This is a genomic window from Pseudomonas sp. MPFS (genome assembly GCF_022537035.1).
GTDB classification, from domain to species: Bacteria; Pseudomonadota; Gammaproteobacteria; order Pseudomonadales; family Pseudomonadaceae; genus Aquipseudomonas; species Aquipseudomonas sessilinigenes.
The window spans coordinates 3,723,970-3,748,801 of record NZ_CP066123.1 but is presented as its reverse complement, the minus strand read 5'-3'; the positions used below and the strand labels follow the sequence as shown (position 1 = coordinate 3,748,801).

Here is a 24,832-nt window from a genome sequence, read left to right as displayed (position 1 = left end):
AGGCCTTGTGGGCCTTGTCGCAGCCTCACCAGCCCGGCAGCGCCTACAAGGCCTCGTGTAGCCGCTGCCGCAGGCTGCGCACGGGTGCGCAGCGGCCGCCATTACCGATGTCCGGATGAATGCAGAAGGCCCCGCCGGTCTTGTGGCAATGGCAGCCACTGCACCTGTAGTCGTTGCCATTGCGCTGAAGGCTTGGCAAGTCAGAGGCTGGCGGCGGCTTCGGCAATCAAACCGGCCACGGCGCCGGGCTGGGAGGCCAGGGAGGCATGGCTGGCATCGAGGCGAATCACCTTGCGCGCGTTCAGGCGCGCGGCCATGCGCTCCTGATTGTGCGGGGCAATCATGCGATCGGCGCTGGACACCTGATACCACGAAGGTTTGTCGCGCCAGGCCGGGGCGCCGAGGGTATCGCCGAAGGTGCTGGCCAGGGGGGCTTTCTGGGTCAGGCCCATGACCAGTCCTTCCTGGGCGGGAAGGTCCTGGCAGAAACTCTGCTGGAAGCGCTCCGGGCGAACCCACAGGTAACCGTCGCTATCGGGCTCGAGGTTGGGCGCGGCCTCGGGTGGAAACTCCTGGGTCAGGCCACCGGGGCTTTCGCCGTTGTCAGGGGCGAAGGCGGCGATATACACCAGGCCCACCACATTGCTTGCATGCCCGGCCTGGGTAATCACTGCACCGCCATAGGAATGCCCCACCAGCAGCACCGGCCCGGCCTGCTGGGCCACCAGCTTGCGCGTACGCTCGACGTCCTCGGCCAGGGAGGTCAAGGGCAGTTCAACGGCGCGGATCTTCTGGTAGCCGCGCTCCAGCAGTTCGACGATGACTCGGTTCCAGTGGGCGGCTCCACCCCAGAACCCGTGGACCAGCACGATGGTAGGTTGATCACTCATGGCTAACTCCTCTACGGGAAATTCCCCGCAAGGAGCATGCACTACTGCGATGGGCGCGCCAGCATTTGCAGGAGAATCCAGACATACGGCAACCCTTGCCTGGATCACCCAGCGGCATTACATGAGGATGATCTCGTAGGGCAGGCGCAGGCGCTCCAGCACGACCGGCGACAACGAGGGCTCCAGGCCGATCTCGGGTTCGCCCTGCAGCTGGCTGGCATAGGCGTGGGCGGCATGGCGCTTGCGGGCTACGGTCCAGGTATCCAGGCGTAGCTTGCGCGCACGGTGCCAGGGAATCTGGTGCTCTTCGCGTGGCGACCAGTGCCAGGCCCACACCGGGATCTCATGGAAGCACGCGCCCATTTGGGCAGCGGCCTTGGCCGCCGCCCGTCCAACGGCCTCGTGGTCGAGGTTGCCGTCGGCTCGCCAGGTGCTGAACACCACATCGCCCGGACGCAAGTAACGGCTGATGAAGGGCACCAGCTGGTGTTCGCGTTCGCTCAGGGCTCTGTCGGCAAAGCCACCGCGAATCCACTTCAGGCTGTGCAGAGGCAGGCCCAGGCGACGCAGGGCTTCGGCGCTTTCCTGGGGGCGAAATACACTCAGACGGCGTTCTGGCCAGACTTCCGAGCCTGGATGGCTGGCACTACCGTCGCTGACCGAGATCAGTTCTATCGGGTGCCCGTGATGGGCCAGGACTTGCAACAGGCCGCCTGTGGCGATCACCTCATCGCCAGGGTGCGGAGCAACGATCACCGCCCGTGAACCGGCGGGGACCAGCATGTCGAACTTGATGGCTGGCACTTCGGCCAGGCTGCGGGCACTGTTCCAGATCTGGCTGGGCCAGATACTGTCTATTGCGGGTATGGCTTTCATAACCTGATACATCCCTGTCTCCGGGTCACCGATAAAGATGATGAGCGACTGTCCTGTCGCACCCTGGGTTTGCACGCACGTCGATTCCATGGCGCTTGCCTCGACGTGAAGTACCGCGGCTCCATCCCTTTGGAGTCGCGTGGTCGCTGCGCAATCATACTCAGCCGCGGCCCTTTGACACAGGGCGTTGGCTTGATTTATCGATTGCGTTGCTACTTAAGGGTAGACGCAATTCCCCGGAAGGCGTTCCGGGCTGACGGGCGTTTACCCTCGGCGGACACCCAAATCCATGACATGGCGCTACAAACTCACAGGGCCTGGGGGGCCTAATCAGTCCTGTGGCTCTTGCTTGAGTTCGAAAAACAGCAGCGAGCGACCCGTGACCGAGTACTCGTCACCGAAGGCGAAGCGCTCCTGGCCATGCACCGCTGGCTGGTTGGTGTCGATCATGCAAGTCCAGAACTCCCCGGCCGGCACCTGTGGCAGGCGGAAGTTGACGATGTCGTGATGGGCATTGACCACTAGCAGCACCGTGGCGTCGGCTCCCGCACGGCGGATGCCGGTTTCCTGGGCGCGCCCGTCGAGCAGCATGCCCAGGCAGCGGCCGTGCGGGTCCTGCCAGCGTTCGGTGGTCATTTCGCTGCCGTCGGGTGCCAGCCAGGTGACATCCTTGACCCCGATATCTTCGTTGTAGCTGCCCACCAGGAAGCGCCCGCGCCGCAGGATCGGGTAGCTCAGGCGCAGCTTGACCAGGCGCTTGACGAACTTGAGCAGCGACTTGCCGTCCTCGTCCAGGTTCCAGTTGACCCAGCCGATCTCGCTGTCCTGGCAATAGGCATTGTTGTTGCCGTGCTGGGTACGGGCGAACTCGTCGCCGGCCACCATCATGGGAGTCCCTTGGGCCAGCAACAGGGTGGCGAAGAAGTTGCGCATCTGGCGCAGGCGCAGGGCATTGATCTGCGAGTCGTCGGTGGGCCCCTCCGTCCCGTGGTTCCAGGACAGGTTGTTGTTGCTGCCGTCCTGGTTGTTCTCGTCGTTGGCTTCGTTGTGCTTGTCGTTGTAGGACACCAGGTCATGCAGGGTGAAACCGTCATGGGCGGTGACGAAGTTGACCGAGGCATAGGGACGCCGGCCCCGCTGGTCGAACATTTCGCCAGAAGCCGTCATGCGCGCGGCGAAGTCTGCCAACTGGCCATCATCGCCTTTCCAGAAGGCGCGCACGGTATCGCGAAAGCGATCGTTCCACTCCATCCAGCCCGGCGGGAAGCGGCCTACCTGGTAGCCCCCGGGGCCGCAGTCCCAGGGCTCGGCGATCATCTTCACCTGGCGCAGCAGCGGGTCCTGGCGGCAGGCCACGAGGAAGCTGTGGCGCTCGTCGAAACCATCGTGATAACGCCCGAGAATGGTCGCCAGGTCAAAGCGGAAACCATCGACGTGCATCTCGCCGGCCCAGTAGCGCAGCGAGTCGGTGACCATTTGCAGGACGCAGGGGTGGCTCAGGTCCAGGGTGTTGCCGGTGCCGGAATCGTTGATGTAGAAGCGTTTGTCGTCGGGCATCAGGCGGTAGTAGGAGGCATTGTCGATACCACGCATGGACAGTGTCGGGCCTTGCTCGTTGCCCTCGGCGGTATGGTTGTAGACCACGTCCAGCAGCACCTCCAGGCCCGCATCATGCAGGTGCGCGACCATTTCCTTGAACTCGGCGATCTTGCCGCTGGCCAGGTAGCGCGGGTCGGGGGCAAAGAACGCGATGCTGTTGTAGCCCCAGTAGTTGGTCATGCCCTTGTGCAGCAGGTGCTGGTCATTGACGAAGGCGTGGACTGGCAGCAGTTCCACCGAAGACACCCCCAGCTTGCGGATGTGCGCCAGCACCTCGTCCACCATCAGCCCGGCACAGGTACCGCGCAGGGCTTCTGGTACCGCCGGATGCGCCATGGTGAACCCACGCAGGTGGGTCTCGTAGAGGATGGTCTTGTCCCAGGGCACGCTGACCCTCTGGTCGTCGCCCCAGGTGTGGGCCGGATCGATGACCTTGCACTTGGGGACGAAGGGCGCACTGTCGCGCTCATCGAAGCTCAGGTCGGCCTCGGGGTGGCCGATGGTATAGCCGAACAATGCCTCGGACCATTTCAGCGTCCCCACCAATTGCTTGGCGTAGGGGTCGATCAGCAGTTTGTTGGGATTGAAGCGATGGCCATTGGGCGGATCATAGGGGCCGTGTACGCGGTAGCCGTAGACCAGGCCGGGATGGGCATCGGGCAGGTAGCCATGGAAGATCTCGTCGGTGTATTCCGGGAGTTCGATACGTTCGAGCTCCACCTCGCCGGCGGCGTCGAACACACACAGTTCGACCTTGGTGGCGTTGGCCGAGAACAGCGCGAAGTTGACACCCAGGCCGTCCCAGGTGGCACCCAGGGGGAAGGGCAGGCCTTCGCGGATGCGCGAAGGCTCGCCATCGGGGCTTGCGGTCAGGCTGTGCTTGGTGACTGTACTCATGGTTGCTCCTGCAATGAGAAGGGTGGAACAGGCGCGAAGGCGATCATTGCGGCACTGGCAGTGTCACAACGGCAAGGGTGTGGACCGGGCTGCGGAATATTTCAGTTGGTGGGCGGCTTGCGTGGCGCCCGGGGTTTCTTGGCCGCGGCCGGTTTCTCTCCCGGTGGCAGCACTGTGGTGGCCGACTTGGCCTTGGGCTTGACCGCCGCCTTGGCCCCGGGCTTGGCGGCAGCCGGCTTGGACTGCGTGGCCTTGGGCGGCTTGGCCGGGGCCAGGGCTTCGGCCTCGGCGAGCTTGCAGGCCATTTCCCAATGGCGTTGTTCCTGGCCCTGGGGTTTTCCTTCCGATTCCCAGATTTGATAGGCGAACTCACGTATGCGTTTGTCGTCGGTACTCATTGCAATGCTCCCGCGCTGGATTCAATGGTCGATCAAGAGGTTCAACGCGAAGTCCCGCAGGACCTCGGCGAGCATCAGCTCCCTGTGGGCTGTGACTGTCGCGTTGGCAAAAAGTCCATTCAGATTGCGTCCCGGGGCGGCGAATGGCAGTTGCACTCGGGTATCGCCCCAGAGCGCGGCATCCACGTGCGGCAGCGGACTGTCACCGAGCAGCCCGGCGACCCGTACCGGCACCAGTACCAGCGCTCGCTGCTGGTGGTATTCGCGCAGGAAGGCCAGGACCTGGCCGGCCCGCTGCCCCAGGACCTGCAACGGCTGGTAGCTGCCATGCCGGAACAGCTGCGGATGTTGCCGGCGCAGCTCCAGGGTGCGGGCGATCAGGCCTTGCTTGATATGGCCGGTGTGCCAGTGGGCCAGCCACTGGGCCGCCGTGGCCGGCTGCTCCAGGGCCTGGCGCCGGGCCTGGTAGTCCACCGGCCGGCGGTTGTCCGGGTCCACCAGGCTGAAGTCCCAGAACTCATTGCCCTGGTACAGGTCGGGGACCCCGGGCACGGTCAGGCGCAACAGGGTCTGGGCCAGGCTGTTGAGGGCGCCGGCGGGGGCGATGGAGCGGGCCGCGGCGGCGATCGATTGGCGCAGTTCCAGGCCCCGGGGCGCGAGCAGCAGGTCCTCGACGAAGGCCTGCACGGCCTCTTCGTATGGCGGGTTAGGGGCGGACCAGCCGCTGTGCAGCTTGGCCTCGCGCAGGGCCTTGAGCTGCCATTGCCAGATGCGTCGGGCATATTCCTCCAGGGCCGGGCCCGCGTCGGCCTGCAGGTCCAGGGGCCAGCTGCCCAGCAGGCTCTGGTAGAGAATCAGCTCGTCCGCCGCCGAGGGGGCATCGGCGCTGGTGCGCAGCGGCACTGCCAGGGCTCGCCAATGGGCTACTTGCCGGGCATACCAGGTGCCGCGTTCGCTGAGCACCGCCAGCCGGGCCCGGCTGTCCTCGCCGCGCTTGTGGTCATGGGTGGCGGTGGCCAGCAGGTTGTCGGGAAAGTTCTCCAGGCGCTCGCTGCAGGCCTGGTGGAACGCCGCCAGTGGCGCACTGAAGGCCTGGGGATCGAAGCCGACATCGTTGCGTGCCAGCAGCACCGCCGAGCGATAGAAGGCCGTGTCTTCCACGGCTTTGGCCGCCGCGGGCGAGGTCAGTTGCTGGAAGCGCACCCCGGCATGGCGCAACAGGCTGCGCGCCGGCCCTGGTGGCACCTGGCGCCAGCCCTGGCCGCCGAGCCAGCGGTCCAGGTAATCCAGTACCGGCCAGTCGGCTTCGCTGAGGCTGGCCCGGGCGCCTTCCAGCGCTTGCTGGAAAAAACGCTGGTCCTGGGGCCCGCGGCCGCATCCTCCGATATAGGTGCGGTACACCGGGAAGTGCACGATCAGCTCCTGCAAGGCCCGGCGGATGGCGCCCAGAGTCAGGTCGCGGCTCATCAGGTCCAGCCTTGCCACTTGCAACAGGGCCTGGGCCACGCTTTCGAAATCCCCGGCCAGGGAACCATTGAGGATCTGCTGGCGAGCCAACCGCGCCTCGTCGACGAACTGCGACGAACGCTGGCTGTGCTGGCTCCAGAGTTCGGCCAGGGGCGCCTGGCCGGCCGGGTCCAGTTGCAGCAGTGATAGCTGGTTCATGAACTCGTAGCCGGTGCTGCCGTCGACCCCCCAGTCGCGATGCAGGGTTTCACCGGCACCGAGGATCTTCTCCACATAGATCGGCAAGTGCTCGCCGGGGCGCAGGCGATCGACCCGGCGCCGCAGCTTGCGGCAATAGCCTCGGGGGTCGGCCAGGCCGTCGACATGGTCGATGCGCAGGCCATCTACCAGACGGCGCCGGATCAGCTCGAAGATCTTGCCGTGGGTCGCTTCGAATACCGCAGGCCGCTCGACTCGCAGGCCACCCAGTTCGTTGATGTCGAAGAACCTGCGCCAGTTGATGTCGTCGGCAGCCGTGCGCCAACTGGCCAGGCGATAGCTCTGGCGCTCCAGCAATTGGTGCAGGCGTTCGAAGCCGGCGGCCTGCCGGGAGTCATAGTCGACAAGCCTGTGCTCCACGGCCTCGCGCACCTCGGGTTGTTGCAGTGCCTCGCCCAGGGCCTGTTGCAAGGCCTGCGCCTGGGCGTGGGCATCGCTGTTGAAGCGCAGGGCGGCGAAGGCGTCGGCCAAAGGCTTCAAGGTTTCGGCCGCTGCGCCGTCAGGGTGCAGCAACGCTGCATAGTCGCCGGGGCAGATGGGGAAGCGATGCTCGTGGTGGCGGACATGGAATCCCCGCAAGTCATCGTCCAGATGCAATTGCAGGCTGCCTTCCTGCAACGCCTGGCCGTAGTCGCTGTCCAGGAATGGTAGTAGCAGCTGGCCGGCCATCAGCGGGTCGGACGAGTGCCACTGGATATCGAAGAACTCGCCATAGGGGCTCAGGCGCCCCCAGCGCAGCAGGTCGAGCCACCAGGGATTATCGCCGCCCCCGACCGCCATGTGATTGGAGACGATATCCAGGATCAGCCCCATGTCGTGCTGGCGCAGGGCGGTCACCAGGCGCTCCAGGGCCGCTTCGCCGCCCAGCTCCGGGTTGACCCGGGTCGGGTCCACCACGTCATAGCCGTGCATCGAGCCGGCACGGGCGCTGAGCAAGGGCGAGGCATAGAGGTGGCTGATGCCCAGGCGTGCGAAGTAGGGCACCAGCGGCACGGCGTCATCCAGGGTGAAGCCCTGGTGGAACTGCAGGCGCAGGCTGGCTCGCAATTCCAGGGTAGGTTCTAGGTTCATCGATCACGCTCCTGTGCTTGTCGCCGGGCGCAGGCCAGTTGTTCCAGGCGCCGCGCGGCGCCGGCGTCGTCCAGCAGGCGCCGGGCACTCCCAGCCAGGCGCCGGCACCAATTGGGGTGACCCTCGACGGTGCCTGGCAGGTTGGCTTGCTCATCGATGCCCAGCGCGTCCTCCAGCGGCAACAGCACCAGGGGCGCACGGGTATGGCCAAGGAAGCGCACGCTGGCGTCGAGCAACTGGTCGGTTTCATCCAGCGGTTCGCGAAAGTTCTGCGGGTCCCGGGCCAGGGCCTGGCGCAGGCCGTCGCGTTCGCGCTGGCGATGTTCGCGCCAGTGCCTGGCCCCGGCGTCATCCACCAGTTCCAGGCGCTGGTTCCACTCGATGTCGCGGCCGTGCCACCAACCGGCCAGGGGCGGCAGGTCATGGGTGCTGGTGGTGGCCAGGGCGTTGTCCGGCCAGTCCAGGATCGGCTTGAAATGACAGCCCTGGTCCTGCTCGAACAGCAGCACGCGCATGCCGAGCATGCCCTTTGCGGCGAGCTTTTCCCGCAGGCCATCGGGCACCGTGCCCAGGTCTTCGCCGAGCACGATGGCCTGGTGCCGGTGGGACTCCAGGGCCAGCAGGCGCAACAGATCATCCACCGGATAGTGCAGGTAGGCCCCATCGCAAGGTGCGGCGCCCAGGGGAATCACCCAGAGCCGCTGCAAGCCCATCACGTGGTCGATGCGCAGGCCGCCGGCATGGGCGAAGTTGGCCCGCAGCATCTCGATAAAAGCTTGGAAGCCATTGCGTTGCAGGCCTTCGGGAGAGAAGGCCGAGATCCCCCAGCCCTGGCCCTGGCGATTGAGGATGTCCGGCGGGGCGCCCACGGTCAGCTCGGCCAGCAACTGATCCTGGCGGCTCCAGGCCTGGCTGCCGCCACCGTCGGCGCCCACCGCCAGGTCGGCGATCAGGCCGATGCCCATGCCGCTGCTACGGGCCGCGCTTTGCACGCGCTCCAGGTTGCGTGCGATCAGCCATTGGCAGAACGCATGGAAGTCGATTTCCTCGGCTTGCTCCTCAGCCAGGCGTGCCAGTTCCGGGCTGGCAGGGTCGCGCCAGTACGGCGGCCAATGACGCCAGTCCGGATCTTCACCACGGGCCACCCGCAAGGCTTGGATCGCCTCGAAACGACAGTGGTTTTCCAGGGCCTCGCCGGCAGTCTGGCGATAACTGGCGAAGTCCTGGTGCAGCGGGTGCTCGCCATGGCGGAAGCCCTGGTACAGCTCGCGCAGCACCTGTTGCTTGGCCTGGGTCGCTGCCGGCCAGTCGATCAGCGGTTGTTGCTCCAGCGCCTGCAACTGCGGGCCCAGGCCACAGGCCTCGATGGCGGTACGCCAGGCCCGTTCGCCAAGGATCGCCCCCGGGGCGGCGTACAGGCTGTTGAGGAACAACCGGCTGGAGGGCGAGTAGGGGCTATAGCGCTGCGGATCGCAGCTGAACATCGCGTGCAGCGGGCTGATGGCCAGGGCATCGGCGCCACGTTCGGCGGCCTGGCGGGCCAGCTCCTCCAGGGCCTGGGTATCGCCGAAACCGCCATCGCCGCTGCGGCGCAGGGCGTACAACTGCACCCCCAGGCCCCAGGCCCGCGGCGGCTGGTCGGCCACTGCGTCGGCCACGCTGTAGCAACGTTCGGGGGCCACGGCGAGGATGAAGCGTTCGTCCTCGATATCCACGCTGTGGTAGCCCACGGGCAATTCCCCGGGCAACCGGCTTTCGTCATCGAGCTGCAATTGCCGGCTGCTGCCGTCTTCCAGCTGCACCCGGCACTGGGCCTGCGCCGGGAAATAACGGGCCAGGTCCAGGCCCTGGCCGACGTCGGCGGTCAGCAGTGGCGGCAGGTGCCGGCCCTGCTGCCGCTGTTGCAGTTGCTGCAGGCTGCGTTCGATCTCCTGGCCGTTGCCGGCCGGGTGGCCCAATCCGGCCAGTACCGCCCGCAGGACCCGGGGCTCGACCTTCTGCGGCCGGCCGTTGGCATCGATCCAGTCCACCGCCAGGCCGGCGCGGCTGGCGAGGATTTCCAGTTGCGCATCGCTCATTAACGCTCTCCATCGGGGGCTGTCGCAGGCTGCAGTTGCACCAGCGCGCTGAAGGCCGGCAACCAGCCCTGGCGCCAATGTTCCAGGGTGCCTGGCGGGTACTGGAACCACGGCTGGGCATCGGTCCCGGGCTGCAGTTCGACCCGGTGCGCGCTGAGGTTGAGGTCGATGCGCAGCAGGCTGCCATCGCCCAGGCGCCAGCGGGCGGTGAGGGCGCCCTCGGCCAGAACCTCGGCGCCCAGGGCGCGGGCTCCGGGCAGGCGCGGTACCAGCTCGCGGTGGCGGATCCGCAGCAGTTCGCGGTACAGCGCCCGGGTGGCCTCGGCCTGCTCGCCGTCATGGCCCGGACGCGAGGCCTGGAAGGTCGACTGCGCATTAGGATCGGGAATGCGCTGGCGCTCCGAGGCGTCGGCGAAGGCGCTGAAGGCGGCGAATTCGTCGCGCCGGCCTTGGCGCACGGCTTCGGCCAGTTCGCCCTGGTGGCTGGTGAAGAACAGGAAAGGTTCCTGCGTCGCCACTTCATCACCCATGAACAGCAGCGGGATCATCGGTGCCAGCAGCAACAGCACCGTGGCCGCGTGCAAGGCTTGGGGCGGGGCCAGTTGGTTGAGGCGTTCGCCGAACGCGCGGTTGCCGATCTGGTCGTGGTTCTGCAAGAACAGCACGAAGGCACTGGGCGGCAAGTGGGCGCTGGGTTCGCCGCGCCGCCGCCCATGGCGGTCCAGGTGGCCCTGGAAGGCGAAGCCCTGGCCCAGGCAGCGCGCCAGCTGCTGGGTCGGCTGTTCGGCGAAGTCAGCGTAGTAAGCCTCCGTTTCCCCGGTGAGCAATACGTGCAGGGCGTTATGGCCATCGTCGTTCCACTGGGCATCGAAGCCGTGCTGCAACAGGCTGGCCTGGTTCGCCTCGTTCTCCAGGTTGAGCCACACCTGGCGGTCGCCGGGAACAGCTTCGCGCACCCGCTGGGCCAGCTCCTTCAGGAAGCCCGGATCGTCGATGGCATGCACCGCATCCAGGCGCAGGCCGTCGAAGCGGTAGTCCAGCAGCCACATCAAGGCGTTGTCGATGAAGAAGTCGCGCACCGGCCGACGACGGAAGTCGATGGCGGCCCCCCATGGGGTCTGCCGGTCCTCGCGAAAGAATGGACTGGCGTAGCGCTGCAAATAGTTGCCGTCGGGGCCGAAGTGGTTGTAGACCACGTCCAGGATCACCGCAAGGCCCAGGCCGTGGGCCGCGTCCACCAGGGCCTTGAGTTGCTCGGGCGTGCCATAGGAGGCTTGCGGGGCATAGGGCAGGACGCCGTCGTAGCCCCAGTTGCGTTCACCGGGGAACTGCGCCAGGGGCATCAGTTCGATGGCCGTCACCCCCAGTTCCACCAGCGCCGGCAGCACCTGCTGCACTCCCTGGTAGCCGCCCAGCAAGCCCACGTGCAGTTCGTAGATCACCGCTTCGGCCCAGGGCCGGCCGGACCACTGTGGATGCTGCCAGGCATAGGCCTGGGGATCGACCACCAGGCTGGGGCCATGCACGCCGCCGTCCTGGGCCCGGGACGCCGGGTCCGGCACCTGCAACTGGCCGTCGATATTGAACCGGTAGCGGCTGCCCGCCGGGCAGCGCGCCTGGATCATGAACCAGCCTTCGGGCTGGGGCAGCATGGGCACGGACTGGCCGTTGCCCAGTTCCACGCTGACATGGTGCGCATCCGGGGCCCAGAGTGCGAAGCGGGTCCGTTCGGCGTCGAGCAGCACTGCGCCGTGGCGCAGGCTGGATGGCGTGCTTGCTGGCATCTGTCAGTGCTCCCTTACCTGGCGGTGTAGCCCAAGGCCTGGGTCACCAGTTGCTCGTAGAGTTCGGCGTAGGGTTCCACCGCCTGGCACCAGTTGAAGGGTGCGGCCATGGCCCGACAGCGCATGGCATGCAGCAGCGCGGGCCGGGCGAATACCTGGAAGGCGCGCTGCAAGGCGCCTTGGTAGCTGGCCACGGTGGACTCGTCGAACAAAAAGCCGGTGACGCCGTCGTCGATGGTGTCCGCCAGGCCGCCGGTGTTGCGCGCCACCGGCAGCGAGCCGAAGCGTTGCGCGTACATCTGGCTCAGGCCGCAAGGCTCGTAGCGCGAGGGCATGAGCAGGAAGTCGCTGCCGGCGAACATGCGCCGGGCATCGGTCTCGTTGAAGCCGATATGGACGGCGATGCGTCCGGGAAAACGTTGGGCCAGGGCACGCATGGACTGCTCTTCTTCCGGTTCGCCGCGCCCGATGATGGCGATCTGGCCGCCTGAGGCGACGATGAACTCGGCCACCGCTTCGGTGAGGTCCAGGCCCTTTTGGTAGACCAGGCGCGAAACCACGGCGAACAGCGGCCCGTTGCTGGGCTCCAGGCCGAACAATTGCCGGACATGGGCTGCATTGGCGGCCTTGCCGTCCCAGTCGCCGATGCCGAATGGGCAATGCAGGTGCGGATCGGTGGCGGCATCCCAGCTCTCGTCGATGCCATTGGGGATGCCGCTGAGCAGGCCCTGCTGGGTCTTGCTGGCCAGGAAACCATCGAGCCCGCAGCCGAAGGCCGGCGTGGTGATCTCCCTGGCATAGGTGGCGCTCACCGTGGTGATGTGGCTGGCGTAGGCCATACCGGCCTTGAGGAACGACAACTTGCCGTAGAACTCCATGCCCTCTTGTTGCAGGGCATGTTCGGGGATGCCTAGCTCCGGGCAGCAGGCCAGGCTGACCACGCCCTGGTAAGCGAGGTTGTGGATAGTGAACAGGGTCGGGGTGCGCTGGCCACGCCAGTGCATGTAGGCCGGGGCCAGGCCGGCAGGCCAGTCGTGGGCGTGCACCAGGTCGGGACACCAGTGGATCTGTGCCAGGTTGGCGGCGATATCGGCGGCGGCCAGGCCCAGGCGGGCGAAGCGGATATGGTTGTCCGGCCAGTCGCGGCCATTATTGGCGCCGTAGGGCGTGCCTTCGCGTTCGTAGAGTTCGGGGCAGATCAGCACGTAGATCACCAGGCCGTCGGGCATGTCCATGCGGCCGATCTTGCAGGCGGGTAGCGCTGCATGGCCGCCCAGTTCACCGATGACATGAATCGGGTTCTCGCTGTGCAGCACCTGGGGGTAGCCGGGAATCAGGACCCGTACATCGTGCAAATGAGCCATGGCCCGGGGCAGGGCGGCGGAGACATCCCCCAGGCCGCCGGTCTTGACCAGGTCGGTGAGTTCCGAGGTCACGAACAGTACGCGCTTGCGGTTGGGGTTCTGGCGTGCCAGCGGCAGGACCGTCTTGCTCCCAGGGTACGGGCCCGGGGCATTGCTGCGCCCGCCGGCCTGCTGTGGAAGGGGGTCTCCCTGGGTATCCAATACGGTACTGATCATGTGTCTCTCCCGTGTTGTTGATCTGTTCTGGCGTGTTCAACGCCGTTCCCGCCTGTTCCATGGCCGGGCGCGAGCGCACCGCACCTTGCGCGGCCTGAATGGCCCGAGTGTCGAAGCAGAAAGGACGCAGAGGCCGTTGCAAGGAATGCACCAGTGGCAGTGGCCCTACCTTTACCCTGACTCTGGGTTTGAACGAAAAGTTTCGACTTTTTTCCGCGCCGCGTGACTGCCTGGTCACGGTGCGAAAGCCAGTCTAGGACAGAACCCTGGGCGGTGCCGGGCAGGGTTCGCGTTTGGCCATCGCGCCAGTCCGGCCGGTTGAACGCAGCCGACGAAAGGTCGGCCCGAGGCTCGCCGTGCCAGGGTTTGGTGCAGGGTCCAGTAGGTTGTGCGCCGGTAATGGGCATCGCGCCGAGCGGTGGTGTCGCCTGCGTTGAACTGGCGAGGCGCTGGTAGCCTGCCAGGGCAGTATCTGGCCGGGGTGAACGTGGCCAGTGCCGACGACATCCTGTTCGATGAGGAAGGTGTTCCAGGCCCCGGATGGTCTCAACGACCACAGCGGCCGCGCGAAGGTCCGAGGCGGGCCGGTCAGCCGATCCAGCCCAGGGTCAGCCAGGCCAGCACCGCATAGCGTGCGCCCTTGGCCAGGGTGACGATCAGCAGGAAGCGCTTGAGCGGCTCGCCCATGACCCCGGCGACCAGGGTCAGCGGGTCGCCGACCACCGGTAGCCAGCTCAACAGCAGCGACCAGTGGCCGTAGCGCTGGTAGTGCTTCCGGGCGCGTTGCAACTGGCGTGGGGCGATGGGGAACCAGCGGCGATCCTTGTAGTGTTCCAGGCGCCGCCCCAGCCACCAGTTGACCAGCGAGCCCAGGACATTACCCAGGGTCGCCACCAGCCACAGGCCGAAAACCGCCCACTGGCCATTGAGCAACAGGCCCACCAGCAAGGCTTCCGATTGCAGCGGCAGCAGGGTGGCGGCGCCGAAGGCCGCCAGGAACAGGCCGCAGTAGACGCCGATCAATGGGCCGGGTAGTCCGCGACCACCACATCGCGGCCTTCTTTGGTCAGGCCGATGACCTGATAGGCATCGGCGCCCATGCCGTCCATCTCCATGCCGGGGGAGCCCATGGGCATGCCCGGGGCTGCGATGCCCAGCAGGTCGTCGCGCTTGATCAGGGCCAGGACCTGGTCGGCCGGCACATGGCCTTCGACGAACTTGCCGTCGATCACCGCGGTATGGCAGGACGCCAGGCGGGGTACGACGCCCAGGCGCTGCTTGACGCTGCTCATGTTGTCTTCGACATGGTCCTTGACCCTGAAACCGTTGGCTTGCAGGTGTTCGATCCATTTCTTGCAGCAGCCGCAGTTGGCGTCCCGGTGGACGTCGATATCGATAGGGGCTGCGGCCTGGGCCAAGCTGGTGAAAAACAGTGCGGACAGGGCCGCCAGACGCAGGAAGTGTTTCATGCAGTATCTCGTGTCGAACAAAGGGAACGCCCAGGCGGGCCTGGGCGGATCGCGGTGCATTTTGCGGTTTTTGCAATGCCAGGGGCGAGGCTTGTGTTTCAAGGTTATACGGCTCGGTTGCCTTCAGGGTTCGGGGTTCAGGGTGCCTAACCAGGCCACCAGGGCGAAAATCGCCAGGGCTATCGATGCTTCCACGCCCAGGCTGCGGCGTAGGGCAACAAGGGCGGCAGCGTGGTCGCCAGCCTGGGTCGAGCGCTCCAGCAGGGGCGTCAGGTGAAAACGATTGAGCGCAGCCAACCCCAGCATTGCAGCCAAGAGCAGCAACTTGAGCAGCAACAACTGGCCATAGAAACTATCTGCCAACGGAGCGAATACCGGGCCGCTGATCATCAGGTGGTTGGCCATGCCGCTCAGTAGCAGGACCAGCACGATCAGGCCTCCGGTTCGCTCAAAACCTCCCAGGGCACTGGCTAGCAAGTGCGGCTGGTCTTCTACCACCAGGCAATTGCCCCTGAGCAGCAGGACAAAGGCCAGCAGGGCACCGAACCAGGCCCCTGCAGCCCATAGATGGAGAATGTCGCTGGCCAGGTGCAGGTAGTGGAGCGGGCCCTCGCTCATGGCGCCGTGTCCGTTCCAGGCCAGGGTGGCCAGGGCCGTGGTGGAACAACCGGCCAGCAGCCACAGGCCGCCGTAGGCTGCCCGGGTCATCAGGATCAAGGCCAGGAGAACTCCGAGCAGCATTGCCATGCGCAGGATCCAGCTTTGGCCCACGGCAGTCTGGGTCCATAGCATGTACAGGGTGGTCGCTTGCAATTGGCTGAGCTGGTTCTGGCCGTCGAGCTCCAGGGCCAGGCGTACCAGGGCGATCAGCGACAGCAGCAACCCCAGTAGCGCACAGGGCATCAGCAGGCGTTTCAACTGGCGCGGATTCCAGTTCGCACGCAGTTGCCCAGGCGCCTGGAGCAGGAACAGCGGCAGCCCTGCCAGCAGCATCAGGTCGAGGTACAGCGCCAGGCGCAAAGCAATGGTGAGGGCGTGGTCCATGGTTTAGTCGACGGTGAAGGTCATGGCGCCGGTAATCGGGTGCGTATCGGCGGATACCGCACGCCACTCCACTTTGTAGCGACCGGCAGACAGGCGACTGGAGGGGGTGACGAGCAGGGTCTTGGGATCGCTGCCGGCACTGATCCTGGCGTTGATCGGCATCGGGGGATGGACCATGCCCGGCATGGCGGTCATCACCAGCTTGGCCGCGGAGAACTGCGGCGTCAGGGTTTCCGAGAATTTGAGTTCGATGCGTTCCGGCGCCGGTCCCCGTGCTCCTTCGGCCGGCAATGAAGACAGCAGTTTCGGGTGGGCCTGGGCGAGTGCGGCAAACAGCAGGGCACTGCCCAGGACAAGGCTGGTGTTGAGTGTTTTCAGGGATGGCATGCAAGGCTCCCGGCGACGTAGCCGCCAATGGTTGATGTGAGGAGTGGCGCTGTTGGATTTCAGAACCACAGGCGCACGCCCAAGACCAGGCGCGTTTCGCCGCGCTTGTCGCCTTCTTCGCGGGCGTAGTCGGCGCTCTTGCCGTAGCTGCGGTTCCAGGTCACGCCGATGTAGGGGGCGAACTGGCGGTGCAGTTCGTAGCGCAGGCGCAGGCCGACTTCGCTGTCTGCCAGGCCCGAACCCATGCCCCGTTGAGGGTCGTTGCGGCTGTACAGGTTGACCTCGGCGGTGGGCTGCAGGATCAGCCGGTTGCTCAGCAGAATGTCGTAATCGCCCTTGAGGCGCAGGGCCGCCTGGCCGCCTTCGCCCAGGTAGGCGGTGGCCTGGCTTTCGAAGTTGTACAAGGCCATGCCCTGCAGGCCCAGGGCGGCCCAGGTTTGTGGCGAGCCGGGTTTGAAGTCCTGGCGTACGCCCGTGACCAGATCCCACCAGGGCCCGACGGCATGGCCCCAGAGTGCCTCCAGTTCGGCGTTCTCGGTGACGACGTTGGTGCGTTCGCCCTCACTGCGCAGCCAGAGGCGGTCGATGTCGCCGCCGATCCAGCCATTGAGTTCCCAGGCCAGGGCGCTACCGCGCTCGGCATCCTGGTATTCCAGTTGATTGAGCAGCCAGAACGAGTTGATGGCGCGGTCGTGCACGCCATGACCGTCGACGTCGGGGAAAGCGGCCTGGCGGTCGGCATCGCTGGGCAGCGGGATCGGTGTACGGCTGGTGGTGGGGGGTGTCGCGCTGTCCATGGCCTGCATGCCATCGTGCAGGGTGCCCATCTGGCTATGGTCCATGGCGGGCATGGCCTGGCGGGCTAAGCCCGTGGTGGCCGCGCCGGCCGGCTGAAACCCGGCCAGGCCCAGGCCGAACAGGGCTGCGGACAATAGACGGCAAGCGGTCAGTTTCATGTCGCAGCCCTCTCTTCCTCGATTCGCACTTCCCGGAACATGCCCATCTCCATGTGGTACAGCAGGTGGCAGTGGTAGGCCCAGCGCCCGAGGGCGTCGGCGGTGACCCGATAGCTGCGCCGGGTGCCCGGTGGCATGTCGATGGTGTGCTTGCGCACCAGGAACCGGCCCTGTTCGTCTTCCAGGTCGCTCCACACTCCATGCAGGTGGATCGGGTGGGTCATCATGGTGTCGTTGACCAGGGTGATGCGTACCCGCTCGCCGTAGTGCAGGCGCAAAGGTTGTGCGTCGCTGAACTTGATGCCGTCGAAGGACCAGGCGAACTTTTCCATGTGCCCGCTCAGGTGCAGTTCGATAGTGCGGCCAGGCTCGCGGCCGTCGGGGTCCTCGAAGGCACTGCGCAGGTCGGCGTAGGTCAGTACCCTGCGGCCGTTGGCGCGCAAGCCGATCCCGGGATCGTCGAGCCTTGGCGTCGGGTTCATGGTTTGCATGTCCACCAGCGGATTGCCGGTTTCCGAGTCCGGGTGGGACTGCATCTGGCCCATGCCGGTCATTTGCCCATGGTCCATTCCCTGCATTCCCTGCATTCCCTGCATGGAACTGTGGTCCATCGAGGCCATCGGCGGGTGCTCGCCCTGCATATCGCCCATGGCGGATGGGGCTCCATGGTCCATGCCGGCCATGCTGGCGTGGTCCATGCCCATGTCGGCCATGCTGATCAGTGGGCGCGGGTCCAGGGCCGGGATCGCGGCACTCAGGCCCTGGCCCACGGCCAGGGTGCCACGGGCGTAGCCGGTGCGGTCCATGGATTGGGCGAACAGGGTGTAGGCCGGTTCAGGGCCCGGTTCGACCAGCACGTCGTAGGTCTCGGCGACGGCTATGCGCAGTTCGTCGACACTGACCGGCAGCACGTATTGGCCGTCGGCGGCGACCACGGTCATTTTCAATCCGGGGATGCGCACATCGAAGTAGGTCATGGCCGAACCGTTGATCAGCCTCAGGCGCAGCCGTTCTCCTGGCTTGAACAGCCCGGTCCAGTTGCTGCCCGGGGTCTGGCCGTTGAGCAGGTAGCTGTAGGTGGCCGCGCTGATGTCGGCCAGGTCCGTGGGGCTCATCTTCATTTCGGCCCACATCTTGCGGTCCGCCAGGGTCGCGGCCCAGCCATCGCGACTGACGTCCTCGATGAAGTCGCCCACGGTGCGCTTGTGGTAGTTGAAGTAGCCGGACTGTTTTTTCAGGATGTGCATCAAGCGCTGCGGTGCCATGTCGCTCCAGTCGCTGAGCAGCACCACGTGCTCGCGCTCGTACTGGAATGGCTCGGGCTCGCGGGCGTCGATCACCAGGGGGCCGTAGACCCCGGCCTGCTCCTGCAACCCGGAGTGGCTGTGGTACCAGTAGGTGCCGTTCTGCCGGACCTGGAAGCGGTACTCGTAGAGCCCGCCGGGCGCGATGCCCTGGAAGCTCAAGCCAGGGACACCGTCCATGTTGGCTGGCAGGAGAATCCCGTGCCAATGGATCGAGGTGTCCTGTGCCAGGCGATTGCGTACGCGCAGGGTGACGGTGTCACCTTCGCGCCAGCGCAGCAGCGGACCGGGTAGGCTGCCGTTGATGGTCATGGCGGTGCGCGGCTGGCCGGTGAAGTTGACCGGCGATTCGCCGATGAACAGGTCGAACTGCTGGCCGCTCAGCTCCAGGGGTTGGCCACCGGTACCCAGCGCCCAGACTGGAGAGCGCCAGAGATCGCTGCCGGCCAGCACTCCGGCGGCGGCCAGGCCTTTGATGAAGCTGCGTCGAGTGGGGTTGCCATGCATGCCGATTAGGTCCTGTTTGTCCTGGATTTCAGGTTGAGGCAGAGACTAATCAGCTACGGCTGTCAGCAAACTGAGGGGCAGGTTACAGATTTGTCAGCGCGATCCTATTCAAGGAAAGGCTTGTAGCGGTGAAGGACTGTGGGGTTATAAATGCCCAGGGTCGTGCCTCCTGGCTGCCCGATGTTTTCCCGAGATTGGAGAAATCCCATGAGGCGATACCTGATGTTGCTGGCGTTGGTGTGTTTTTGCGCTCCAGCCCTGGCGGAGCATAGTCCCCTGGAGCAGGAGAACCGGCGCAAGGTGCTGGCGTTCTACCAGTTGGCCCTGAACGACAAGGACTTCGCCGCCGCCCGACCTTACCTGGGCGATCACTACATTCAGCACAACCCCGGCGTCAAGGACGGTATCGAGGGGTTTCGGGAGTTCATCGAGTTTCTGCGCGAGCACTATCCAACGTCGCGCAGCGAGGTGCGCCAGGTGTTCGTCGATGGCGACCACGTGATAGTGCAGGTCAAGAACACCGGTCGCGAGCCCGGGGTGGTCAGGTCGATCATCGATATCTATCGCCTGGAGCAAGGTCGGATCGTCGAGCATTGGGATGCCACCCAGGTGCTGCCGGACAAGACGCTGAACAGCAACGGGGTGTTCCCGGGGGACTGATCAGCCCGGCGGGGCCTCGAGCACACGCTTGAGATTATCCAGGGCCTGGCTGGACAGGCGCTCCATGCGCGAGCGCAGGCCACCCAGGTTGAGATCGGTGGAGAAGTGCAGGGTACGCTTGAGGAGCGTGCCATCGCCTTGCTTGCGCAGTTGGTAGTCGATGCTGCCATCCAGTGGCGCGGAACTGAAAACGGCCCTGAACTCCCGGGGCAGCACGGCGCTGGTCACTCGATAGCTGAGTTGGACCTGCAGCCCCAGCAGGTCGATGATTTCGCTGAACCGGTGGCCGGCTGGCAATGAGCCGCACAAGCCGGTGTCGGCCCGCAGGGAGCCGGGGTTCCATTCATGCCAGCGATCCGGCTTGGACAGGTAGTAGTAGACCGTGTCGATGCCGGCAGCGATGTACCGCTGCTGGCTGATGTATTCACCCGTCAAGTGGGGCTGGCGCTGGCCCATGACGCACCTCCTTGTGACCGGAGCTGCAAATATAGCTGCCCTCGCGCACTGAATCGGGAGGGCGCTCGACCGTTCAGCGGACTTTGAAGCGTCCCATCAAGGCACTGACTCGCGAGTTGGCCTGCAACAGGCTCTGGGTGTTGTCTTCACTGGCCTGGCCGCTACGTACCAGCTCCTCGACCATATGTCGGATGCTCACCATGCTGCGGTTGATCTCTTCGGTAACGGCGCTCTGTTGCTCGGCGGCGGTAGCGATCTGGGTGCTCAGGCTGTTGATCTGGCTCACCGAACCGGCCATCTCGTCCAGGCCGGCGTTGACCCGGGCCGTGGCGTCGGCTGCCGACTGGCAGCTGGCCTGGGTGTTCTCCATGGCGGCAACCGAAGAGCTGACGCCCTGGGTCAGGCGGCTGAGCATTTCGTTGATCTCTGACGTGCTGGCCTGGGTACGGGCGGCCAGGGCTCGTACTTCATCGGCTACCACGGCGAAGCCGCGACCCTGTTCCCCGGCGCGTGCCGCTTCGATGGCCGCGTTGAGGGCCAGCAGGTTGGTCTGGCCGGCAATGGCGCCAATCACGCCAAGGATTTCGGTAATGCGCTGGGCATCTTGTTGCATGGCTTCGACTTTCTGGGTCGCGCTGGCCACTTCCTCGACCAGGGCGATCACGCTGCCCGAGGCTTGGCCCACCACCTGTCGCGAATGTTCGGCATGCTCATTGGCACGCTGGGTGAAGGCTGCGGTCTCGGCGGCATTGGCCGCGACACTGTCGGCGGTGGAACTCATCTGGGTAATGGCAGTGACGGTCTGGTCGGTTTCCGAGGCATGTCGGGCCAGGATCTGTCCGGTCTGCTGCGAGGTCCGCTGCAACTGATGCAGGCTGTCGGCCATGGCATCAGTGGCCTGGGTCACTTCGCCGATCATGTCTTGCAGGTAGCTGATGAAGCGGTTGATCGAGTGACCAATGGCTCCCAGTTCATCCTCGGCACGGATGGTGATGCGCCGGGTGAGGTCGGCATCGCCAGTGGCCAGGGCATCGATATTGGCCTTGAGGGCTTTCATTCGTTGCACCAGTTGGCGGATGGCATAGATCTGCAGCAGTACCAGCAGCACCACCATGGGTAATTGCAACAGGCTCAGGGTGCTCAGCACATCGTCGCGCTGGGCGGTGATCAAGCGGGTCGGCAGGGCGCTGGCAAGGAACCAGGGAGTGCCTTCGATGGGACGCATGAAGAAGGTGCTGGCCACGCCGTCGTTGTCGAACTCCAGGCGTTGCAAGCCACTATCGCGCTTGCCCAGGGCTTGCTGCACCTGGGCTGCGAAGGGCGAGGCGGGGGCCAGTTCGCTGGTGTTCTTCAGGACAATCGGGCTGTTGATCCGCGAGCTGTTGCTGATGATCTTGCCATCGGCCTCGACGATCAGCATCTGGGCGCCCAGGGCCTGTTCCTGGCGAGCGACCAGCTCGTTGAAAAAGCCCAGGGTCACGTCGATGGTCGCCACGCCATAGGCGGCGCCGTCGCGGCTGATCGCCATGGCGCAGTTGGTGCGCGGTTCGGCACTGGCGTCATCCTTGTAGGCCGCAGCCCAGGCACACTGGCCCGGCGGGCTCTGCAGGCCGCCCTTGTACCAGGCCTGGTCGTAATAGTTGGGCGCGGCGTCACTGTTCCAGAAGGTATTGACCTTGAGCTTGCCCGAGCCATCGCGGTGCCAGAAGGTGCTGTGCTTGGCGCGCCCCGGAGTGCGCTGGCCGGGCAAGGGCCAGATGCCGCCACCGAAGACCTTCTGCTCGCCGTATTGGTCCACCAGCTCTGGCAAGACGCGGTCGATGCTGTCGCTGTCGAGCAGGGGGATGGTCTGGGTGATGCTGCGTTGCTGGGCCTGGACCTTGTTCAACTCACCCTGGATGCGTTCTGCCACCTCGGCGATGCGATCGAGGGCGACTTGTTCTTCGGTGTGGCGCAGCTTGGGGGCTACCAACTGGCCGATGCCCAGCACGGTGAGTACCAGCATCAAGACAATGAACAGGACCAGGAACAGCGTGTAGCGGGTTTGAATCGTGCGCAAAGCGGGCATGGGACCTGTCCTTACCGAGCGTTTCTTATTCTTTGGGGGCTGCACCTTGCTAGGGGCATTCATAAGTTGTCGGCACGAATCCAGGGCTCTTTAGGACGTTTGTCCAAAAAGTTTGAATTTATTAGCAAAGAGTCTGCCGGAATGCTGAGCAGGTGCTGGATTTTTCAGACTTGATACCTTTCAGATAGCCAAAATCGATCCAGGGAAGGTTTTTTGAAGTGCTGAGACCCTTTAAATACGGGCCTTTGGGAGATCGTGTCGAAAATGTACGAAAATTGTAAATTGTGGAAATAAATCATTGGCGATGATTGTTTCGGCGTTGATACTTGCGTCCATTCAGATGTTTCAATACAGCAGTTACCCTGTTTGAGTAGCTTGTCCAGGACTTTTCGCAGAGTCCGAAGATAGCCTGCAGGGGAATTGGAAAGCCGGACTACAGGAGTATCAGTATGGCAATCGGATACGTTGGGGGCTGGAGCAGCAAGGCCGGCCTATTGAACCAGAGCGGTGGCGACGTGAAGAAAGTCCCGCAAAGCGCCAAGGTCCGGCAGATCCTGGGCCAGGTGGGGCAGAACCCTACGGTGCTCGATGTCCGCAAGATGGATCAGCTCAAGCTGCACAAGCAAATCAAGGGTTTCGATCCGACCAACGTCACTATCAAGTCCTTGGGGAGCATGAGTACCTTCCTCAAGAACAACGGTTTGATCTCGGACGTGACGGCGTTGAACCTGATCAATGCCGGTGACAAGTTCGACCGTTTTGGCATCCCGAAAAATCCTGAGGAGTCGTTCAACGCCCTGGAGTATTTCGCGATGAAGCTCGACGACATCCAGAACAACAACCTCAAGGGCAACAAGTACGCCAACTACCTGATCCCTGAGTACAAGAAGGCCATCTACGTCCTGCAGAGCTTGCAGAACTACGGCAAGGGCAACGGCACTACGGTGCCCAACAAAGACGGCTCCACCTCCGCCAAGGCCTGAGTCGGGCTAAAAAAGGCCGGGGCGCTTTACCAGCGACCCCGGCCTTGTCGTTTCAGCGATTGAGCAGGGCCATCACCTCTTCGCTGTAGCGAGTGCCGGCGGTGGCTTGCGGGCTGAAGATGCGGCCCAGCGACGCCAGGTCGTCGGCGCTCAGGCGCACGTCCAGGGCCGCTACGTTCTCCTCCAGATAGCGCCGCTGCTTGGTACCGGGGATGGGTATCAGGTATTCACCCTGGGCCAGGACCCAGGCCAGGGCCAGCTGCCCAGCGCTGACCTCCTTCTGTATCGCCAACTGCTGCACCTGTTCCACCAGGCGTAGGTTGCTCTGGAAGTTCTCTCCCTGGAACCGCGGGTTGAAACGCCGGTAATCATCGGCAGCGAAGTCGTCCGGGCTCTTCAGGGCGCCGGTGAGAAAACCCCGGCCCAGCGGGCTGTAGGGAACGAAAGCGATGCCCAGGCGCTGACAGGTGGCAAGGCAGTCGTTTTCCTCGGGGTCGCGGCTCCACAATGAGTACTCGCTTTGCAGGGCACTGATGGGGTGGACCTTGTGCGCTCGTTCCAGGGTGCTCGCCGAGGCTTCGCTCAGCCCCAGGTAACGTACCTTGCCGGCTTTCACCAGTTCGGCCATGGCACCGACGGTTTCCTCGATGGGGACCTCGGGATCGATGCGGTGCTGGTAATACAGGTCCAGGGTATCGACTCCCAGGCGTCGCAGGCTGCCATCGATGGCGGCGCGCACATATTCCGGGCGGCCATCGACCTCGCGGGCAGAGGGTTTGCTGGGGTCGCGGACAATGCCGAACTTGCTGGCCAGGAACACGTGCTCGCGTTTGCCGCGAATCGCCTGGCCGATCAGCTCTTCGTTGCTGTGGGGACCGTACATGTCGGCGGTGTCCAGCAAGGTGATGCCCAGCTCCATGGCCCGATGCAAGGTGGCGATGGACTCCCGGGGATCGCTGCCGGTGGTGTAGAAGTCGCTCATGCCCATGCAGCCAAGGCCTATGGCGGAAACCTGCGGGCCGTTACGGCCCAATTGTCGAGAGTGCATTGCCGGATACTCCGATGGTGGGGATGGCGCTATTGTGCTGCTCGACAAAATTCGGATAAACAGGCAAAAATCACTATCACTATTATTATTTTCTAAATAATTATCGGAGGGGCGATGGACCGTTTCAACGCCATGCGTGTCTTCACCCGGATCGTCGAGCTCGGTGGTTTTGCCCGGGCTGCCGACAGCCTGCAGTTGCCCAGGGCTTCGGTGACCATCCTGATCAAGCAGCTGGAGGCCTACCTGGGGGTGCAGTTGCTGCACCGCACCACTCGCCAGGTCAGTCCGACCCTGGATGGCGTCGCCTATTACCAGCGTTGCGTGCGCCTGCTGGCGGACCTGGAGGAAACCGAGGCCGTGTTTTCCCAGGATCGTCGTAATCCGCGGGGTACGTTGCGGGTCGATATGCCGGCCGGAGTCGGTCGCTTGATCCTGATGCCGGCGCTGCCGGAGTTCTCCGCTCGCTATCCGTTGATCGAGTTGGAGATCGGCCTCAACGATCGCCCAGTGGACCTGATTCGCGAGGGGGTCGATTGCGCTTTGCGCGGTGGCCCGGTCCTGGATGACCGCCTGGTGGCAAGACCCTTGGCGCAGATGCCCCAGGTCACCTGCGCCAGCCCTGGCTACTTGCGGCAGTACGGTACTCCGCGGTCTCTCGAGGATCTGCAAGGGCACCGGATGGTGGAGTATTTTTCCAGCGTCTCCGGCAAGCGCTATGGCCTGGAGTTTGTCCAGGATGGGTTGTTGCGGGAGGTCGAGCTGCCCAGGCAGGTCTCGGTCAATAGTGCCGACGGTTACCTGGCGGCTTGCGAGGCTGGCTATGGATTGGTGCAGGCACCGTACTACCATGCTGCCCACTCGTTGCAGACGGGGGCCTTGCAAGAGGTGCTCCAGGCTTATGCGCCGCCGCCCTTGCCCTTGACCGCGCTCTATCCGCCGCAGCGCCAGCTGTCTACCCGGGTACGGGCATTCGTCGATTGGCTGGTGGAGCTGTTCGCCCGCCAGGGCCATTGCCCCGCCAGGCCTTGAGCCTGGCGCAGGCAGCAAAACGC

The 24,832-nt window shown here is 64.8% G+C and carries 20 protein-coding genes; 3 read left to right on the top strand and 17 right to left on the bottom strand.

Annotation, left to right across the window (positions count from 1 at the left end):
• Positions 1-200: 200 nt before the first annotated feature.
• The 14 genes from I9018_RS17125 to I9018_RS17060 all read right to left on the bottom strand — a co-directional run bounded on the left by I9018_RS17125 (position 201) and on the right by I9018_RS17060 (position 18,565).
• The gene (locus I9018_RS17125) at positions 201-890 is read right to left on the bottom strand and encodes an alpha/beta hydrolase (RefSeq protein WP_241106969.1); all 690 of its coding nucleotides are present in this window, start codon (positions 888-890) and stop codon (positions 201-203) included.
• 117 nt (positions 891-1,007) lie between these two features.
• On the bottom strand, positions 1,008-1,766 hold the full coding sequence (locus I9018_RS17120) for a PIG-L family deacetylase (protein ID WP_068587214.1): 759 nt from the start codon (positions 1,764-1,766) through the stop codon (positions 1,008-1,010).
• A gap of 330 nt (positions 1,767-2,096) precedes the next feature.
• The gene (gene glgX / locus I9018_RS17115) at positions 2,097-4,262 is read right to left on the bottom strand and encodes a glycogen debranching protein GlgX (RefSeq protein WP_241106968.1); all 2,166 of its coding nucleotides are present in this window, start codon (positions 4,260-4,262) and stop codon (positions 2,097-2,099) included.
• A gap of 101 nt (positions 4,263-4,363) precedes the next feature.
• A complete protein-coding gene (locus tag I9018_RS17110) occupies positions 4,364-4,660 on the bottom strand; it encodes a DUF2934 domain-containing protein (RefSeq protein WP_241106967.1) in 297 nt (98 codons plus the stop codon).
• 21 nt (positions 4,661-4,681) lie between these two features.
• Positions 4,682-7,456: a malto-oligosyltrehalose synthase gene (locus tag I9018_RS17105; protein WP_241106966.1), complete on the bottom strand. Its 2,775-nt coding sequence runs from the start codon at positions 7,454-7,456 to the stop codon at positions 4,682-4,684.
• Positions 7,453-9,534 (bottom strand): 4-alpha-glucanotransferase, encoded by a 2,082-nt coding sequence (malQ, locus tag I9018_RS17100; protein WP_241106965.1) that lies wholly within the window; start codon positions 9,532-9,534, stop codon positions 7,453-7,455. Before malQ ends, I9018_RS17105 begins: the two co-directional genes overlap by 4 nt.
• Positions 9,534-11,318 carry a malto-oligosyltrehalose trehalohydrolase gene (gene treZ, locus I9018_RS17095; RefSeq protein WP_241106964.1) on the bottom strand — a complete coding sequence of 595 codons (1,785 nt, stop codon included), beginning with the start codon at positions 11,316-11,318 and terminating at the stop codon, positions 9,534-9,536. Before treZ ends, malQ begins: the two co-directional genes overlap by 1 nt.
• A gap of 14 nt (positions 11,319-11,332) precedes the next feature.
• Positions 11,333-12,898 (bottom strand): glycogen synthase GlgA, encoded by a 1,566-nt coding sequence (gene glgA, locus I9018_RS17090; protein WP_241106963.1) that lies wholly within the window; start codon positions 12,896-12,898, stop codon positions 11,333-11,335.
• 588 nt (positions 12,899-13,486) lie between these two features.
• The gene (locus I9018_RS17085) at positions 13,487-13,921 is read right to left on the bottom strand and encodes a YqaA family protein (protein WP_068595627.1); all 435 of its coding nucleotides are present in this window, start codon (positions 13,919-13,921) and stop codon (positions 13,487-13,489) included.
• The gene (locus I9018_RS17080) at positions 13,918-14,367 is read right to left on the bottom strand and encodes a DUF411 domain-containing protein (RefSeq protein ID WP_068587010.1); all 450 of its coding nucleotides are present in this window, start codon (positions 14,365-14,367) and stop codon (positions 13,918-13,920) included. The genes I9018_RS17085 and I9018_RS17080 overlap by 4 nt, the downstream gene beginning before the upstream one ends.
• Positions 14,368-14,490: 123 nt before the next feature.
• The gene (copD, locus tag I9018_RS17075) at positions 14,491-15,411 is read right to left on the bottom strand and encodes a copper homeostasis membrane protein CopD (RefSeq protein ID WP_241106962.1); all 921 of its coding nucleotides are present in this window, start codon (positions 15,409-15,411) and stop codon (positions 14,491-14,493) included.
• Between the two features lie 3 nt (positions 15,412-15,414).
• The gene (gene copC / locus I9018_RS17070) at positions 15,415-15,798 is read right to left on the bottom strand and encodes a copper homeostasis periplasmic binding protein CopC (protein ID WP_068587014.1); all 384 of its coding nucleotides are present in this window, start codon (positions 15,796-15,798) and stop codon (positions 15,415-15,417) included.
• A 59-nt stretch (positions 15,799-15,857) separates the two neighbouring features.
• The gene (locus tag I9018_RS17065; RefSeq protein WP_241106961.1) at positions 15,858-16,754 is read right to left on the bottom strand and encodes a copper resistance protein B; all 897 of its coding nucleotides are present in this window, start codon (positions 16,752-16,754) and stop codon (positions 15,858-15,860) included.
• Entirely contained in the window at positions 16,751-18,565 is a 1,815-nt protein-coding gene (locus tag I9018_RS17060) for a copper resistance system multicopper oxidase (RefSeq protein ID WP_241106960.1), read from the bottom strand. Before I9018_RS17060 ends, I9018_RS17065 begins: the two co-directional genes overlap by 4 nt.
• A gap of 207 nt (positions 18,566-18,772) precedes the next feature.
• Here I9018_RS17060 and I9018_RS17055 point away from each other — a divergent pair, with 207 nt between their 5' ends.
• Positions 18,773-19,225, top strand: a complete 453-nt coding sequence (locus tag I9018_RS17055) for a nuclear transport factor 2 family protein (RefSeq protein ID WP_241106959.1) — start codon at positions 18,773-18,775, stop codon at positions 19,223-19,225.
• Here the strand turns inward: I9018_RS17055 and I9018_RS17050 are convergent, their stop codons facing one another.
• A complete protein-coding gene (locus I9018_RS17050; RefSeq protein ID WP_241106958.1) occupies positions 19,226-19,681 on the bottom strand; it encodes an SRPBCC family protein in 456 nt (151 codons plus the stop codon). It abuts the gene before it with no gap.
• Between the two features lie 73 nt (positions 19,682-19,754).
• The gene (locus tag I9018_RS17045) at positions 19,755-21,749 is read right to left on the bottom strand and encodes a methyl-accepting chemotaxis protein (RefSeq protein WP_241106957.1); all 1,995 of its coding nucleotides are present in this window, start codon (positions 21,747-21,749) and stop codon (positions 19,755-19,757) included.
• A gap of 449 nt (positions 21,750-22,198) precedes the next feature.
• On the opposite strand from I9018_RS17045, the gene I9018_RS17040 reads away from it, so the two are divergent.
• Complete coding sequence (locus I9018_RS17040) at positions 22,199-22,732, top strand: hypothetical protein (RefSeq protein WP_068587025.1); 534 nt, start codon at positions 22,199-22,201, stop codon at positions 22,730-22,732.
• A 52-nt stretch (positions 22,733-22,784) separates the two neighbouring features.
• On the opposite strand, the gene I9018_RS17035 is transcribed toward I9018_RS17040, so the two are convergent.
• Positions 22,785-23,780, bottom strand: coding sequence for an aldo/keto reductase (locus I9018_RS17035; protein ID WP_241106956.1), 996 nt, complete (start codon positions 23,778-23,780; stop codon positions 22,785-22,787).
• 114 nt (positions 23,781-23,894) lie between these two features.
• Between I9018_RS17035 and I9018_RS17030 the strand changes: the two genes are divergently transcribed.
• Positions 23,895-24,809 carry a LysR family transcriptional regulator gene (locus I9018_RS17030; protein ID WP_164823664.1) on the top strand — a complete coding sequence of 305 codons (915 nt, stop codon included), beginning with the start codon at positions 23,895-23,897 and terminating at the stop codon, positions 24,807-24,809.
• Positions 24,810-24,832: the final 23 nt, after the last annotated feature.

Coding starts and splice junctions, on each gene's coding strand:
- I9018_RS17125 (WP_241106969.1), bottom strand. CDS start 890: ATGAGTGATCAACCTACCATCGTGCTGGTCCACGGGTTCTGGGGTGGA.
- I9018_RS17120 (WP_068587214.1), bottom strand. CDS start 1,766: ATGAAAGCCATACCCGCAATAGACAGTATCTGGCCCAGCCAGATCTGG.
- glgX (WP_241106968.1), bottom strand. CDS start 4,262: ATGAGTACAGTCACCAAGCACAGCCTGACCGCAAGCCCCGATGGCGAG.
- I9018_RS17110 (WP_241106967.1), bottom strand. CDS start 4,660: ATGAGTACCGACGACAAACGCATACGTGAGTTCGCCTATCAAATCTGG.
- I9018_RS17105 (WP_241106966.1), bottom strand. CDS start 7,456: ATGAACCTAGAACCTACCCTGGAATTGCGAGCCAGCCTGCGCCTGCAG.
- malQ (WP_241106965.1), bottom strand. CDS start 9,534: ATGAGCGATGCGCAACTGGAAATCCTCGCCAGCCGCGCCGGCCTGGCG.
- treZ (WP_241106964.1), bottom strand. CDS start 11,318: ATGCCAGCAAGCACGCCATCCAGCCTGCGCCACGGCGCAGTGCTGCTC.
- glgA (WP_241106963.1), bottom strand. CDS start 12,898: ATGATCAGTACCGTATTGGATACCCAGGGAGACCCCCTTCCACAGCAG.
- I9018_RS17080 (WP_068587010.1), bottom strand. CDS start 14,367: ATGAAACACTTCCTGCGTCTGGCGGCCCTGTCCGCACTGTTTTTCACC.
- copD (WP_241106962.1), bottom strand. CDS start 15,411: ATGGACCACGCCCTCACCATTGCTTTGCGCCTGGCGCTGTACCTCGAC.
- copC (WP_068587014.1), bottom strand. CDS start 15,798: ATGCCATCCCTGAAAACACTCAACACCAGCCTTGTCCTGGGCAGTGCC.
- I9018_RS17065 (WP_241106961.1), bottom strand. CDS start 16,754: ATGAAACTGACCGCTTGCCGTCTATTGTCCGCAGCCCTGTTCGGCCTG.
- I9018_RS17060 (WP_241106960.1), bottom strand. CDS start 18,565: ATGCATGGCAACCCCACTCGACGCAGCTTCATCAAAGGCCTGGCCGCC.
- I9018_RS17055 (WP_241106959.1), top strand. CDS start 18,773: ATGAGGCGATACCTGATGTTGCTGGCGTTGGTGTGTTTTTGCGCTCCA.
- I9018_RS17050 (WP_241106958.1), bottom strand. CDS start 19,681: ATGGGCCAGCGCCAGCCCCACTTGACGGGTGAATACATCAGCCAGCAG.
- I9018_RS17045 (WP_241106957.1), bottom strand. CDS start 21,749: ATGCCCGCTTTGCGCACGATTCAAACCCGCTACACGCTGTTCCTGGTC.
- I9018_RS17040 (WP_068587025.1), top strand. CDS start 22,199: ATGGCAATCGGATACGTTGGGGGCTGGAGCAGCAAGGCCGGCCTATTG.
- I9018_RS17035 (WP_241106956.1), bottom strand. CDS start 23,780: ATGCACTCTCGACAATTGGGCCGTAACGGCCCGCAGGTTTCCGCCATA.
- I9018_RS17030 (WP_164823664.1), top strand. CDS start 23,895: ATGGACCGTTTCAACGCCATGCGTGTCTTCACCCGGATCGTCGAGCTC.